We start from the raw sequence: 15062 nt of genomic DNA on the forward strand, positions 1-15062 counted from the left end.
TTGCCGGCGATGCCGGGCGAGGTGCACTCAGGGCAGTGCGATCCGCAGAGCCATGCTGATCTCCTGCATGGTCGGCACCGACAATGTGCCCAGCGGATGAGCGAGTTCGTCGTGGTACAGCTGCACAATGTCGTCGACGAGGACGAATCCGACCAATGGGTCGGCCGCGGCCAGCGGTACCACCGTCGGCACGTGCGCATTTCTGCTCGTCGTCGTGATCCGAGCGGCCAACACCGTATCGAGGTTCCGGTTCCGCGAATTATTGCTGAGAATCACCCAGGGTTTTGCACCATGGCCGAGATCCACTCGAAACGCCTGGCCGCGCATTCCGCTATTCACCAAAGGGCTGCGGCGCGACGGGTATAGCGGTCCCGCGCCGTCCGCCGCTCGGAATCGGCATCTGTGGCGTTGAACTCTTCGGCCAGTTGTGCGTATCCGGCGTCGAGGACCTGGTCACGCAGCGCTTCGGCGCCGGCCTGGAGTAGCGCTCTGAGCGCACCCGCTTCTGATTTGATGGTGACCCCGTGTCGTTGAGCCGCCCACTGCCGCAGCGTCTCGAAAGAAGGGGAGCCTTCGCTGAGGTAGGGCGCGATAGCGATTTCGTCGGCGTCTTTGAGAATGAGGCTTACCCGCTTGCTCACGGTGTACAGATTACACCGATACCCGATGCACTAAGCAGCGCAGTACCCGGTACGACGACGTGCCCCCGCCCGCCCATGTTCCGTGACTCATTGCGGCGGACGTAGGCTCACTTGGAAGCGCGCAACCGGCGTCGAGGAGACCTGAACATGACCCCAGCTGAAGCCGAAGCCCCTGCCGAATCCGACGCCGACGCCGACCGTCCGACCACGCTATGCGAGGCGTTCCAGCGCGCCGCGTCGATCGATCCGGACGCGATCGCGGTGCGGGCCCCCGGCAATACCGCGGCACTGACCTGGCGGGAGTACGCCGAACAGGTGCGCAAAGTCGCCGCAGGGCTGAACGGACTGGGGGTTCGCCGCGGCGACACCGTCTCGCTGATGATGGCCAACCGGGTCGAGTTTTATCCGCTGGAGGTGGGTGCTCAGCACGCCGGCGCCACCTCGTTTTCGCTCTACAACACACTGCCCGCCGAGCAGCTGACCTATGTCCTGGGCAACGCCGGCACCAAGGTGGTGATCTGCGAGGAACAGTACGTCGGGCGCATCCGCGCCAGCGGGGCACCGATCGAGCACATCATCTGCATCGACGGCAACCCGGCGGGAACGCTGCCGGTGTCGGACCTTTATGCAGCGGCTCGGCGGGATTTCGACTTCGAGGCGACCTGGCGTGCCGTGCAGCCCGACGACGTCGTCACCCTGATCTACACATCCGGCACCACCGGCAACCCTAAGGGTGTGGAGATGACCCACACCAACCTGCTGTTCGAGGGCTACGGGCTGGACGACGTGCTGGGAATTCGCTTCGGCGACCGGGTCACCTCGTTCCTGCCGTCAGCGCACATCGCCGACCGGATGACCGGCCTGTACGCCCAGGAGATCTTCGGCACTCAGGTCACCGCCGTTTCCGACGCCCGCGCAATCGCCGCAGCCCTGGCCGACACCCGGCCCACCGTGTGGGGTGCGGTACCGCGCGTCTGGGAGAAGCTCAAGGCCGGTATCGAGTTCATGGTCGCCCATGAGCCCGACGAGGCCACCCGGCGGGCGCTGGACTGGGCGATGTCGGTGGCGGCCCGGCGCGGGGCCGCGGAACTGGCCGGCGAACCGATGTCGGCCGAGACCGCGGCCGAGTGGGCCAGGGCCGACGAGTCGGTGCTGTCCAAGATGCGCGACAAGCTCGGGTTCGGCGAACTGCGCTGGGCGGTGTCGGGGGCCGCATCGATCCCGCGGGAGACGCTGGCCTTCTACGCGGGCATCGGCATCCCGATCTCCGAGGTGTGGGGCATGTCGGAGCTGAGCTGCGTGGCCTCCACCGTCCACCCCCGCGAATTGCGGCTGGGCACCGTCGGGAAGCTGCTGCCGGGGTTGGAGGGCAAGGTTGCCGACGACGGCGAGTTCCTGGTCCGCGGGCCGCTGGTGATGAAGGGCTACCGCAAGGAGCCGGCCAAGACCGCCGAGGCGATCGACGCCGAAGGCTGGTTGCACACCGGGGACATCGTCGACACCGACGCCGACGGCTACCTGCGGATAGTGGACCGCAAGAAGGAGCTGATCATCAATGCCGCGGGGAAGAACATGTCGCCGGCCAACATCGAGAACACCATCGTCGCCGCCTGCCCGATGGTCGGTGTCATGATCGCCATTGGCGACGGGCGGCCGTACAACACCGCGCTCATGGTTTTCGACGCAGACTCCGTCGGCCCGCACGCGGCCCGGCACAACCTGGACCCGTCGCCGTCGGCGCTGGCCTCGCATCTTGAGGTCATCGAGCAGATCGCGGCGGGCGTGGCGCAGGGCAACGCGAAGCTGGCGCGAGTCGAACAGATCAAGCGATTCCGCATCCTGCCCGCCCTGTGGGAGCCAGGCGGCGACGAGATCACACTGACCATGAAGCTCAAGCGCAAGCCCATCAACGCCAAGTACGCCGCCGAGATCGAGGAGCTCTACGCCCCCGATCCCGGGCCGGGGATCCACCAACCCGCCGATGTCGGGATCGGACAACCGGCGTGAGGCGCATCAATGCACTGACCGCACGAAAGACCGGGCGTGCCGAGGTACGAAAACTGCTGCAGCGCACCGGATTGGTCGAGGAATCCACCTCGCCGCTGGTCACCGATCCGGAGGCGGTCACCCAGCTGCTCAATGCCCGGTGGTTCGGCGAGCGCCTCGACGAAATGGCCGGCGAACTCGGCCGCGACCCCGGGAGCGTGCGGATGGAGGCCGCGGCCTACCTGCGGGAAGTGGCGGCGTCCCTGGATGAGCGTGCCGTGCAGGCGTGGCGCGGCTTCAGCCGGTGGCTGATGCGAGCCTATGACGTGCTGGTCGACGAGGATCAGATCGCGAAACTGCGGTCGCTGGACCGCAAGGCCACTTTGGCATTCGCGTTCTCGCACCGGTCATATCTGGACGGCATGCTGCTGCCCGAGGAGATCGCGGCCAACCGGCTCTCGGCGGCGTACACATTCGGCGGGGCCAATCTGAACTTCTTCCCGATGGGCACCCTCGCCAAGCGCACCGGGACGATCTTCATCCGGCGCCAGACCAAGGACATTCCGGTCTACCGTTTCGTGTTGCGCGCCTACACCGCCCAGTTGGTGCAGAACCACACCAATCTCACCTGGTCGATCGAAGGCGGCCGCACCAGGACCGGCAAGCTGCGCCCCCCGGTATTCGGCATCCTGCGCTATCTGGCCGACGCGGTCGACGAAATCGACGGCCCCGAGGTGTATCTGGTGCCCACGTCGATCGTCTATGACCAGTTGCACGAAGTGGCGGCGATGACCACCGAGGCATACGGCGCGACGAAAGCCCCCGAGGACCTCCGCTTCCTGGTCCGGCTGTCGCGGCAACAGGGCGAACGGCTGGGGCGCGCCTACCTCGACTTCGGCGAGCCACTGCCGCTGCGCAAGCGGCTCGAGGAATTGCGCGCCGACCCGTCGGGAACCGAGACCGTCGTCGAGCGCATCGCGCTGGACGTCGAGCACCGGATCAACCGCGCCACACCCGTCACACCCACCGCGGTGGTGAGCCTGGCGCTGCTGGGCGCCGACCGCTCGCTGTCCATCAACGAGGTGCTGGCCACGGTGAGCCCGCTGGCGCGCTACATCGCCGCGCGCGACTGGCCGGTGGCCGGCGCGACAGACCTGACCAATCGGTCGACGATCCGCTGGACACTGCACCAGATGGTGGACTCCGGTGTGGTCAGCGTCTACGACGCCGGTACCGAGGCGGTCTGGGGTATCGGCCCCGATCAGCATCTGGTGGCGGCGTTCTATCGCAATACCGCCATCCACATCATGGTCGATCGCGCCATCGCCGAACTGGCGTTGCTGGCAGCTGTCGAAACCGCCACCGCTTCCGGGGACGGGATAGTCACCCCCTCTGCGGTGCTGGACGAAGCGCTGGCATTGCGCGAGTTGCTGAAGTTCGAGTTCCTGTTCTCCGGGCGCGCGCAGTTCGAGAGGGAACTCACCGACGAGGTACGGCTGATCGGTTCGACAGCGGACCCGGCGAAGGACACCGCGGCCGGCGAGGTGATTGCGCTGTTGGAGTCGACCGACCTGCTGCTGGCACACCTGGTGCTGCGGCCGTTCCTGGACGCCTACCACCTCGTCGCCGATCGGCTGGCCGCCCTGGACGACGAATCGCCGGACCAGGAGGCGTTCCTCGCCGAATGCCTCGAAGTGGGCAAGCAGTGGGAGTTGCAACACAGAATCGCCAACGCCGAGTCCAGGTCGATGGAGCTGTTCAAGACCGCGCTGCGGCTGGCCCGTCACCGGGAACTGCTGGACAGCCCCGACCAGCCCGATCTGGCCAAACGGCGCAGGGAGTTCGCCGACGAGATCACCATGGCGGTCCGGCGGGTCAACGTGATCGCCGAGTTGGCCCGCACGATGGTGGGCCGCGGCGGCGGGTAGGGGCACCGGGGCACCAGGGCACCAGGGCGCGCGGGTGGCGGGCATACAGTCTTGGGTATGCCACTGTCAGGTGAATACGCTCCCAGCCCGTGGGACTGGTCCCGCAACCAGGCCGACAAAATCATCGAATCCGGGGGACCCGCGGGTGTCAATATCAAGGGGATGCCAGTCGTCCTGCTGACCACCGTCGGCGCCAAGACGGGCAAACTGCGCAGGACGCCGCTGATGCGGGTCGAACACGACGGGCGATACGCCGCCGTCGCGTCACTGGGCGGCGCACCGAAGAACCCGGTCTGGTACTACAACGTCAAGAAGAACCCCCGGGTGGAATTGCAGGACGGAACGGTCACCGGCGACTACGACGCCCGCGAAGTGTTCGGCGACGAGAAGGCGACCTGGTGGCAGCGTGCCGTCGAGGCGTATCCGGACTATGCGGACTATCAGCAGAAGACCGACCGCCAGATTCCGGTGTTCGTGCTGACCCCGGCGAACTGAACCCGATTTCCTCCGGCATGACACCATTGACCGGTGTCCGCCGAACTGAGCTCCAGCGCGAACCCGTCGCCGCCGCTGCGCGCGGGTGACGTCGACGACGCCGCCAAGCGAATCTCCCCGGTTGTCACCCCCACCCCGCTGCAACCCAGCGACCGGCTGTCGCAGATCACCGGTGCGACGGTCTACCTCAAACGCGAAGACCTTCAGGTCGTGCGGTCCTACAAGCTGCGGGGCGCCTACAACCTGCTGGTGCAGCTCTCCGAAGCGGAGCTGGCCGCAGGTGTCGTATGCTCCTCGGCCGGCAACCACGCCCAGGGCTTCGCCTACGCCTGCCGATCGCTGGGGGTGCGCGGCCGGGTCTATGTGCCGGCCAAGACCCCCAAGCAGAAGCGCGACCGGATCCACTACCACGGCGGGCAGTTCATCGAGCTGATCGTCGGCGGGTCGACCTACGATCAGGCTGCCGAGGCCGCCCGCAACGATGTTGCGCGCACCGGCGCCACCCTGGTGCCGCCCTACGACGACCCGCGCACCATGGCCGGTCAGGGCACCATCGCAGTGGAGATCCTGGAGGCCCTAGGCGGTGAACCCGATCTGGTGGTGGTTCCGGTCGGCGGCGGCGGATGCATCGCCGGCATCACCGCCTACCTGGCGGAGCGGACCGCCAACACCGCCGTGCTGGGCATCGAGCCGGCGGGGGCCGCCGCAATGATGGCGGCCCTGGCCGCCGGCGAACCGGTCACCCTGGAGCATGTCGACCAGTTCGTCGACGGCGCCGCGGTGGCACGCGCGGGCACACAGACCTTTGCGGCGCTGGCGGCGGCCGGCGACATGGTGTCGATCACCGCCGTGGACGAGGGTGCGGTGTGCACCGCGATGCTGGATCTGTACCAGAATGAAGGCATCATCGCCGAGCCGGCGGGCGCCTTGTCAGTGGCCGGCCTGCTGGAAGCCGACGTGCAACCCGGGTCGACGGTGGTGTGCCTGATTTCCGGGGGCAATAACGACGTTTCCCGGTACGGGGAGATACTGGAACGCTCGCTGGTCCATCTTGGCCTCAAGCACTATTTCCTGGTCGACTTCCCGCAGGAGCCGGGTGCGCTGCGACGCTTCCTCGACGAGGTGCTGGGCCCCAACGATGACATCACCCTGTTCGAGTACGTCAAGCGCAACAACCGGGAGACCGGCGAGGCGCTGGTGGGTGTCCAGCTGGGATCGGCGGCCGACCTTGACGGCCTGCTGGCCCGGATGCGGGCCAGCGAGATTCACGCCGAGACCCTTCGTCCGGGGTCGCCGGCGTACCGCTACCTGCTGTAGGCCCAGCGCCCAGCGCCCAGCGCCCCGGGCCCCAGCGCCCCGGGCTCGGCACACGGCGCGGGGCTCGGGGCTCGGGGCTCGGGGCTCGGGGCTCGGCTGCGAGTTCTTCGCGAGCGTAACGGGGCTGCGATTTCACGCTCCCGATTTCGCCGTGGCGTTACGCTCGCGAGCAAGCGGGGCTATCGGGTGCGCAGGATCGCCATCGAATGTCCGGGCAGCCCGGTGGCGTCGGGGCCGATGTCGGGTGTGCCCCAGGCCAGGACCGGCTCACCGGTCACCGGGATGACGGCCGTCGTGGTTCCCAGGTTGCAGGCGATCGCGATCCGGTTGCGCCGCAGCACGATCCAGCGCCGGTCTTCGTCGTAGTCGACGACCAGATGGTCCAGCCACGGATCGGCCAGGTCGGGTTCGGTGTGGCGCAGCGCGATCAGGGCACGGTACAGATCGCGCAGTTTCGCGTGTTCGCCGGAGTCCGCTTCCCGCCATTGCAGTGTGGAGTTCTGGAACGTCTGCGGGTCCTGCGGGTCGGGGATTTCGTCGGCATCCCAGCCGTGCTCGGCGAACTCGGCTTTGCGCCCGTCCCGGGTGGCCTGAGCCAGCTCGGGTTCGGGATGGGAACTGAAGAACTGGAACGGGGTCGTCGCTCCCCACTCCTCACCCATGAAAAGCATTGCGGTATAGGGGGAGCAGAGGATCAACGCGGCCTTGACGGCGAGCTGTCCGGTCGTCAGGTTCTGGCTCGGACGATCCCCGAGCGCCCGGTTGCCCACCTGGTCGTGGGTGCAGGTGTAGGCCAGCAGCCGGGTGGCCGGAATCGTTGCGGTGTCCAGCGGACGGCCGTGCCTCCGGCGGCGGAAGGACGAGTAGGTGCCGGCGTGGAAGAAGCCGCGGCGCAGGGTCGTGGCCACAGTGGCCAGTGAACCGAAATCCGCGTAGTAGCCCTGTCGTTCGTCGGATACCGCGGCGTGCACCGCATGATGGATGTCGTCGTCCCACTGCGCGGCCAGGCCGTATCCGCCGCTGCCGCGCGGGCTGATCAGGCGCTGGTCGTTGAGGTCACTCTCGGCGATCAATGCCAGCGGACGGCCCAACTCCGTTGCCAGCCGGTCGGTCTCGGAGGCGAGCTCCTCCAGAATATGGATGGCCGTGGTGTCCTCCAGCGCGTGCACCGCATCCAGCCGCAGGCCGTCGGCGTGGAAGTCGCGCATCCAGCGCAGCGCACACCCGATGATGTACCGGCGTACCTCGTCGGAGTCGGCTCCGGCGATATTGATGCCCTCACCCCACGGGTTGCTGCCCGTACCCTGGTACGGCCCGAACCGGGGCAGATGGTTTCCCGACGGGCCCAGATGGTTGAACACCGCGTCGATCAGCACGCCCAATCCGCGTGCGTGGCATGCATCGACGAGTCCCGCGAGGCCCTCGGGTCCGCCGTAGGGTTCGTGCACGCTGTACCACAACACACCGTCGTAGCCCCAGCCGCGGGTGCCGGCGAATGAGTTGACCGGCATCAGCTCGACGAAGTCGACACCGAGATCAACCAGATAGTCCAGTTTTTCGATCGCGGAGCCGAAGGTGCCCGCGGGGGTGAAGGTGCCGATGTGCAGTTCGTAGATCACCGCGCCGTCGACGGCGCGGCCCGCCCAGTGTTCGTCCGTCCAGGAAACACCGGCGGGATCCCACAGCTGCGACCGCCGGTGAACCCCGTCGGGCTGGCGCGGCGAGCGGGGGTCGGGCAGCACGGTCGGGTCGTCGTCGAGCAGAAATCCGTACCGGGCATCGGCGGGCGCCGGCGCCCGGGTGCGCCACCAGCCGTCGGCCGAGCGGGTCATGGGATGCACTGCGCCGTCGATGTCCAGGCGCACCAGCGCGGGTGTCGGCGCCCATACCGCGAACTCGTACTCGCGGGGTGATTCACACATCGGCATGCTCCAACAATGCCACCGGCAGCGTGGCGAACAGGTCGGCGGCCCGGGTCGGCCCGCGCATGCCGGCCTCGGTCAGCCGGTTGGTCCAGGAGCCCTCGGGCAGCGGCAATACGGTGTCACCCCAACCTGTTTCACCCAGCCGCACCGTCCAGCGGCTGACCGCAACCATTACTCCCGGACCCCGGCGGAACGCCACGATATGGTCGGCGGCCGGGCCGCGAGCGAGCACCGGAAGGTAGTCGCCGTCGCAGAAGCAATCCGGGCGGGAGCGGCGCAGCCGCAGCGCGGTCGCTACCACTCGCATCTTGGGATGCCCTATGTCGCGCAGCGCGGCCCGCCGGATGCGGTAGTCCACCGGACGCCGGTGGGCCGGGTCGACCAGGCTGTCGTCCCACAGTTCGGTGCCCTGGTAGAGGTCGGGGATGCCGGGTACGGTCAGTGCCAGCAGCTTCTGGCCCAGAGCGTCAACGGTGGTGTGCGGGTCGAGTCGGGCGGCGAGTTCGGTCAGCTCGCCGGCCACCGGCCCGTTGAGCACGGCATCCAGCCAGCGATGGACAGCGTGTTCGAATTCGCTATCCGGGGTGCTCCACGAGGTGTGCCGGCCGGCTTCCCGGATGGCTTTCTCGGCGTAGGCGTGCAATCGCCGACACAGTTCGTCGGTGACGTCTCCGGCCACCGGCCAGGCGCCGAAGATGTTCTGCCACAGGAACAGTCCGGTGTTCGGGTCGGGGCAGGGCGCTTGGCGCTCCCAGCGTGCGACGCACGCCGCCCACAGCGACGGCACCTGCGACAGCACACCGATCCGGGCGCGCACGTCTTCACCGCGTTTGGTGTCGTGGGTGCTCAGCGTCGTCATGGATCGTGGCCACCGGCGGGCACGGTCGGCGGAGCGCTGGTGGAATTCAGCTGCGCCGACACCGAATCGCCCGGGCTCGCCGCCGACTTCGTTCAGCGACACCAGCCGGGCGTCGCGGTAGAACAGACAGTCTTCGACCGCCTTGGCGGTGACCGCCCCGCACAGCTGTTGCAGCCGGACGGCCGGCTCGCCGCCAGCGGCCAGGGCGGTGGCCAGCACCTGCAACGCCGGCCCCAACTCCGGTCGGGCCGTCTGCGTCTTCGCCAGGGCCGATGGCAGGGTCGCGGCCAGGCCGGGATAGTCGCAACGGTATACCTCGATGTGGGTCAACAGGGCGGCGATCGCGTCCGGCAGCAGCTCATCGTCGACGCCGGCAGCCGCCACGATGCTGCGTCGCAGCCGGGCCAGTTCACTGCCCAGTGTGTCGGTGGCGGCACGGATCTTCAGCTCGCGCGCGGTCTCGGGCGGCGCGCTGTAGTCCAGGCCCGCGGAGGCGGCCAGCGCGGTGAGGGCCTGCTCGCCGGAAGGATCGACGAAAAGTCCACCGATCTCATGCAGCGCGTCATAGCCGGTGCTACCGGCGATCGGCAGGGTCGGCTCCAATGCTTCGCCGGCCGCCAGGATCTTCTCGATCACGATCCAGGCTCGGTGCCCCAACAGTTCCCGAAGCCGGCCCAAATAGCCCACGGGATCGGATAATCCGTCGGGATGGTCTATACGCACGCCGTCGACGAGTCCCTCGGCGAACCCGCGGGCCACCTCGACGTGGCTTGCGGCGAACACCGCGGGATCCTCCTGGCGCAGCGCGGCGAGCGAGGTGACGGAGAAAAAACGGCGGTACCCGCACACACCGTCACGCCAGCCCACCAGCCGGTAGTGCTGGCGGTCATGCACTTCGGATCCGCTGCCCGCTCCGGTTCCCGGCGCGATCGGCAGCTCCAGGTCACCCAGCCGCAGCACGTCGCCGTCGACGTTCAGCCCTGCCACGTCCTCGGCCGAACCCAGTAGCGGCAGCAGGATTCGTCCGGAATCGTCGAGGTTCCAGTCGATATCGAAGAATCGGGCGTAGGGCGACGCCTTCCCGTGCCGAAGCACATCCCACCACCAGGGGTTCTGCCGGGGCTTGTCGACACCGACGTGATTGGGCACGATGTCGACGATCAGCCCCATCCCACGCTCCCGGGCCGCGGACGCCAATCGGGCCAGTGCATCCGGGCCGCCGAGTTCGGCCGACACCGTCGTCGGGTCGGTGACGTCGTAACCGTGGGACGACCCGCTGACGGCGGTCAGGACCGGGGATAGGTACAGGTGCGACACCCCGAGGTCGTCGAGATAGTCAAGCAGGTTCTCGGCGTCGGCAAGGGTGAACGCGAACCCACTGGCCGCGCCGCGCAGCTGCAGCCGGTAGGTGGCCGACACCGGAAAACCCATGTGTCACTGGGTCTTGCGGAGTACGAACACGCAGCGGCCGGGTAGCACAAGCTGTTCGCCGGCGTTGACGGTCTGTTCGACCTCGGCAGCCGGGTTGGCGGTGTCCAACTCCATCGTCCACTGCCGGGCATAGGCGTCGTGCGGCATGACGAAGGTGACCTCCTCGTCGTGGGCGTTGAAACACAGCAGGAATGAATCGTCGACCACGCGTTCCCCCCGGCGGTCGGGTTCGGCCACCGCCTGTCCATCGAGGAATACGGCCATGGCCCTACCGAAGTCGTTGTCCCAGTCCGCTGTTGTCATCTGGTGCCCCGCCGGTGTGAACCAGGCGATGTCGCGTACCGCGGCATCGCTGTGCACTCGCCGGCCGGTGAGGAAGCGACGGCGCCGGAACACCGGATGATCGCGGCGCAATTGCGTCACCCTGCGGGCGAACGCCAACTGGCCGGCGTTCTGTTCGGCCAGCGACCAGTCCATCCAGGCCAGTTCGGAGTCCTGGCAGTAGACGTTGTTGTTTCCCAACTGGGTACGCCCGATCTCGTCGCCGTGGGAAACCATCGGGGTACCCTGGCTGACCATCAGGGTGACCCAGAAGTTGCGCACCTGCCGAGCGCGCAGCTCGGTGATGTCCTGGTCGTCGGTGGGGCCTTCGACGCCGTAATTACTGGACCTGTTGTGACTTTCGCCGTCACGGTTGTCTTCGCCGTTGGCCGCGTTGTGCTTGTCTTTGTAGCTCACCAGATCGGCCATGGTGAAGCCGTCGTGGGCGGTGACGAAATTGATGCTGGCACTCGGGCGTCGCCCGGTTTCCTCGTAGAGGTCCGAGGAGCCGGCCAGCCGGGACGCGAACTCGCCCAGGGTCGCCGGCTCGCCCCGCCAGTAGTCGCGCACGGTGTCGCGGTACTTGCCGTTCCATTCGGTCCACAGACCCGGGAAATTGCCGACCTGGTAACCGCCCTCGCCGACATCCCACGGTTCGGCGATCAGCTTGACCTGGCTGACCACCGGGTCCTGTTGCACCAGGTCGAAGAACGCCGAAAGCCGGTCGACATCGTAGAATTCGCGCGCCAGGCTGGACGCCAGATCGAACCGGAAGCCATCGACATGCATCTCCAGCACCCAGTAGCGCAGCGAGTCCATGATCAGCTGCAGGGTGTGCGGGTGCCGCACATTGAGGCTGTTACCGGTTCCGGTGAAGTCTTTGTACTGACTGAGGTCCGGGTCCTCCAGCCGGTAGTAGGCCGCATTGTCGATACCGCGGAAGTTGATCGTCGGCCCGAGGTGGTTGCCCTCGGCGGTGTGGTTGTAGACCACGTCGAGCAGGACCTCGATGCCGGCCTCGTGGAACGTTCGGACCATCGACTTGAATTCTGCGACGGCACCGCCGGGTGTGCGGGTGGCCGCGTACTGGTAGTGCGGAGCCAAAAATCCGAATGTGTTGTACCCCCAGTAGTTTCGCAGCTCCATGTCGATCAGTCGTTCGTCGTGCAGGAACTGGTGGACCGGCATCAGCTCGATGGCGGTGATGTTGAGCGACTGTAGGTGCTCGATGATCACCGGGTGCGCCAGCCCGGCATAGGTGCCGCGCAGTTCCTGGGGAATACCCGGATGCGTTTGGGTCATCCCCTTGACGTGTGCCTCGTAGATGATCGTCTCGTGGTACGGGGTGGCCGGCGCCCGGTCCGAGACCCAGTCGAAGAACGGATTGATCACCACGCTGGTCATCGTGTGCCCGAGCGAGTCGACCATCGGGAGAATGCCGTTGCCCGCGGAGCTCTCGGCGAGATCCTCGCGGGCGTAGCTGTACAGCGCCTGGTCGAACGAGAAGTCGCCGACGAAGGACTTGCCGTAGGGGTCGAGCAGCAGCTTGCTCGGGTCACAGCGGTGACCGGCGGCCGGATCGAACGGCCCGTGCACCCGGAACCCGTAGCGCTGACCGGGGGTGACGGTCGGCAGGTAGCCGTGCCAGATATAACCGTCGACTTCTTCGAGTTCGATTCGGCTTTCGACGCCGTCGCGGTCGATCAGGCACAACTCGACGCGTTGGGCGACCTCGGAGAACAATGAGAAATTGGTGCCGACGCCGTCGTAGGTGGCGCCGAGGGGATACGGCGCGCCGGGCCACACCCTGGCCAGCGACGGGGAGTCGTCGGCACCGTCGAAGGCACCCTCGGTGCCGGTCCCAGCCATCCGGCAACCCTATCGGTGCCGGGTCCGGCCGCCGGCGGCGATACGGGCCGCTACCGGCCGGCTACCACCAGCCGGTGGCCGCAGCGATCTGGCGGCCCAGTTCCGGGGCCAAGGTCCGGACATACGTCGAGGTCATGTGATGAGTGTCGCGGTAGATCAGCACGTTGCCCTCGACCGCGCGACAGTAGTCGGGGCGGCAGACCGCATCGGACAGGTCGAGCGGCTTGAGCAGCGGGAACCGCTTGACGAAGTCCAGCGTGGTGTTGCGGTCGGACAGCACTGCGGAGCGTTCTATCCCGCAGGATTGCCCGCTGCCGCCCTTCGCCAGGCAATCCGAAGGATTGAATGCCCGGCGGTCCTTGACCAGCCACGGGGTGTCCCGCACCCCCAGGATCGGAATGTCGTTGTCCGACAGTGTCTGCCAGATTCCGATGTAGGTCGCCGGCATCACGTCACCGGGTTTGATGTTCCACGGCCGCGTCGAGGTGGTGAACACGTAGTCCGGACGATCTTCGACCAGCTTGGCCATCGTCTTGTCGACCCAGCTGCGGCACTGCGGATAGGGCCTGTTGTTGCCCATGATCAACGGAACCTGCTCGGTGGACAGCGGGCAGCCCATCTTCAGGTATGTCACCACCTTGAACCGATGCTGGCGGCCTAGCAGGTCCAGTGCGGCCAGCCAGTGTTCGGCGTGCGAGCCGCCCGCCAGGGCGATCGTCCGCGGAGCGTCGCTGTCGCCGTAGGTGCAGTTGACCACGGCGGGATTGGTGAAGTCACTGATACAGCCGTCACGGGTGGAGGAGGGTAGGTCCCCCTTGACCTCCAGAACCGTCGGCCGCATCCGCAGGATGGGCACCCGTACGTGCGCGGTGAGCGCCCGGGCCCCGGGGTAGTCGGCCGCACTGAGCCCACTGAGTTCCTTGCCGGCGGCGCGCTCCACGACGAGGTGCTCGTGCCAGGTGAACGACGTAGCGGTCAGCGTCACACCCAGCAGCACCACCCCCGAGCCCAGCACGATCGTCGGCCGGCGAAGCCGCTGGCGCCACGGGATCTGTGCGACCGGCCGCGACGACGCCCGATAACGCAGCGGATCCTCGACGTGGCGGGTAGTGAGGTGGGCCAGCAGCCCCGACACCGCCAGCACACCCATTCCTTCGACGAAGCCGGCGTGCTTGTGGCCGGTATAGGACAGCCAGAAGATCAGCAGCGGCCAGTGCCACAGGTACAGCGAGTAGGCCATCGCGCCCAGCGTGAACAGCGGCCCCACCGCCAGCAGGCGGTTGGGCGGCGGCATGTGATCGCGGCTGCCCGGATCGGCGGCGATGTTCGCTCCCGCCAGGATCATCAGCATGGTCGCACCGACCGGCACCAGCGCCCAGGGGCCGGGGAACTCCTTGACACCGTCGATCAACGCCCCGCACGACAGGATCGCCGCCAGCGACACCGTCGCGACCACCGTGCGCAGCCACATCGGCCAGCGCACGTAGGGCACCACCGCGCCGACGAGCGCACCCAGGAGCAACTCCCAGCCGCGGGCGAAGCTGTTGTAGTAGGCGGTCGCCTGGTTGGCCTGATGGGCGATCACGGCGTACCAGAACGACGCCACCGTCAGCACACTGAGCACAACGATGAACAGCGTCCGCAGGTGCGTACCGAGCCGTCTCCGGAACGCATATGCGCATCCGGCGACCAGGAACAGGAACGCCACGTAGAACTGGCCCTGCACCGACATCGACCAGATGTGCTGCAGCGGGCTGACGGCTTCGCCGGCGCGCAGGTAGTCCGAGACCGAGTTGGTCAACTCCCAGTTCTGGTAGTAGCCGAGGCTGGCCAGACTCTGGTCGGCGAACGACTCCCACCGGGTCTCCGGTTGGATCAGGATGGTGAGCAGGGCACACCCCGCGAGTACGACGACCAGCGCGGGCAGCAGCCGCCGGGCCAACCGGCTCAGTTCGGTCAGCGGAGCCAGCGACCCGTTGAGTCCGGCGCGCAGGATCTTGCCGCCGAAGAAGAATCCCGACAGGGCAAGGAAGACGTCGACGCCGCCGGACACCCGGCCGAACCAGATGTGAAACACCGCTACCAGCAGGATCGCAATGCCGCGCAGGCCGTCGAGGTCGTGCCGGTAGAAGCCCGACGTGCGCGTTCCCATGCCGGTGGGCCGCGTCGCGGCAACCGGATATTGCCCGGTCAGCGGCGATGCCGGTGCCGTGGAACGAGTCAGGGTCAGCATGATCACCGCACAACTTACCGAAAACCGCCGTCCGCTCCCCAATTCGGAGCGGACGGC

Annotated in this window: 10 protein-coding genes; 4 read left to right on the plus strand and 6 right to left on the minus strand. The window is 67.4% G+C overall.

Annotation, left to right across the window (positions count from 1 at the left end; genetic code table 11):
• Positions 1 to 27: 27 nt before the first annotated feature.
• Both ACK5M9_RS03610 and ACK5M9_RS03615 read right to left on the minus strand, forming a co-directional pair.
• Positions 28 to 327, minus strand: coding sequence for a type II toxin-antitoxin system PemK/MazF family toxin (locus tag ACK5M9_RS03610; RefSeq protein WP_416891831.1), 300 nt, complete (start codon positions 325 to 327; stop codon positions 28 to 30).
• Positions 328 to 335: 8 nt separating this feature from the next.
• Entirely contained in the window at positions 336 to 641 is a 306-nt protein-coding gene (locus tag ACK5M9_RS03615) for a hypothetical protein (protein ID WP_416891832.1), read from the minus strand.
• 147 nt (positions 642 to 788) lie between these two features.
• Here ACK5M9_RS03615 and fadD11 point away from each other — a divergent pair, with 147 nt between their 5' ends.
• Genes fadD11 through ilvA form a run of 4 tightly spaced genes read left to right on the plus strand, consistent with a single transcriptional unit; the run spans position 789 to position 6367 of the window.
• Positions 789 to 2648, plus strand: a complete 1860-nt coding sequence (gene fadD11, locus ACK5M9_RS03620; protein ID WP_416891833.1) for a fatty acid--CoA ligase FadD11 — start codon at positions 789 to 791, stop codon at positions 2646 to 2648.
• Between the two features lie 14 nt (positions 2649 to 2662).
• On the plus strand, positions 2663 to 4555 hold the full coding sequence (locus ACK5M9_RS03625; protein ID WP_416891879.1) for a lysophospholipid acyltransferase: 1893 nt from the start codon (positions 2663 to 2665) through the stop codon (positions 4553 to 4555).
• A gap of 57 nt (positions 4556 to 4612) precedes the next feature.
• Positions 4613 to 5050 (plus strand): nitroreductase family deazaflavin-dependent oxidoreductase, encoded by a 438-nt coding sequence (locus ACK5M9_RS03630; RefSeq protein WP_416891834.1) that lies wholly within the window; start codon positions 4613 to 4615, stop codon positions 5048 to 5050.
• A gap of 33 nt (positions 5051 to 5083) precedes the next feature.
• Positions 5084 to 6367, plus strand: a complete 1284-nt coding sequence (ilvA, locus tag ACK5M9_RS03635; protein WP_416891835.1) for a threonine ammonia-lyase IlvA — start codon at positions 5084 to 5086, stop codon at positions 6365 to 6367.
• Positions 6368 to 6546: 179 nt separating this feature from the next.
• Here the strand turns inward: ilvA and treZ are convergent, their stop codons facing one another.
• The 4 genes from treZ to ACK5M9_RS03655 form a co-directional block, all read right to left on the minus strand.
• Positions 6547 to 8289, minus strand: a complete 1743-nt coding sequence (gene treZ / locus ACK5M9_RS03640; RefSeq protein WP_416891836.1) for a malto-oligosyltrehalose trehalohydrolase — start codon at positions 8287 to 8289, stop codon at positions 6547 to 6549.
• Positions 8282 to 10582 carry a malto-oligosyltrehalose synthase gene (treY, locus tag ACK5M9_RS03645; RefSeq protein WP_416891837.1) on the minus strand — a complete coding sequence of 767 codons (2301 nt, stop codon included), beginning with the start codon at positions 10580 to 10582 and terminating at the stop codon, positions 8282 to 8284. The genes treZ and treY overlap by 8 nt, the downstream gene beginning before the upstream one ends.
• Positions 10583 to 10585: 3 nt before the next feature.
• Positions 10586 to 12772 (minus strand): glycogen debranching protein GlgX, encoded by a 2187-nt coding sequence (glgX, locus tag ACK5M9_RS03650; RefSeq protein ID WP_416891838.1) that lies wholly within the window; start codon positions 12770 to 12772, stop codon positions 10586 to 10588.
• Between the two features lie 61 nt (positions 12773 to 12833).
• Positions 12834 to 15005 carry an acyltransferase family protein gene (locus ACK5M9_RS03655; protein ID WP_416891839.1) on the minus strand — a complete coding sequence of 724 codons (2172 nt, stop codon included), beginning with the start codon at positions 15003 to 15005 and terminating at the stop codon, positions 12834 to 12836.
• Positions 15006 to 15062: the final 57 nt, after the last annotated feature.

Source organism: Mycobacterium sp. (genome assembly GCF_047975165.1).
Classification (GTDB): Bacteria; Actinomycetota; Actinomycetes; order Mycobacteriales; family Mycobacteriaceae; genus Mycobacterium.

Excerpts from the sequence above, each read along its gene's own strand:
- ACK5M9_RS03610 (WP_416891831.1), bottom strand. The coding sequence starts at position 327 with ATGCGCGGCCAGGCGTTTCGAGTGGATCTCGGCCATGGTGCAAAACCC.
- fadD11 (WP_416891833.1), top strand. The coding sequence starts at position 789 with ATGACCCCAGCTGAAGCCGAAGCCCCTGCCGAATCCGACGCCGACGCC.
- ACK5M9_RS03630 (WP_416891834.1), top strand. The coding sequence starts at position 4,613 with ATGCCACTGTCAGGTGAATACGCTCCCAGCCCGTGGGACTGGTCCCGC.
- treZ (WP_416891836.1), bottom strand. The coding sequence starts at position 8,289 with ATGTGTGAATCACCCCGCGAGTACGAGTTCGCGGTATGGGCGCCGACA.
- treY (WP_416891837.1), bottom strand. The coding sequence starts at position 10,582 with ATGGGTTTTCCGGTGTCGGCCACCTACCGGCTGCAGCTGCGCGGCGCG.
- glgX (WP_416891838.1), bottom strand. The coding sequence starts at position 12,772 with ATGGCTGGGACCGGCACCGAGGGTGCCTTCGACGGTGCCGACGACTCC.
- ACK5M9_RS03655 (WP_416891839.1), bottom strand. The coding sequence starts at position 15,005 with ATGCTGACCCTGACTCGTTCCACGGCACCGGCATCGCCGCTGACCGGG.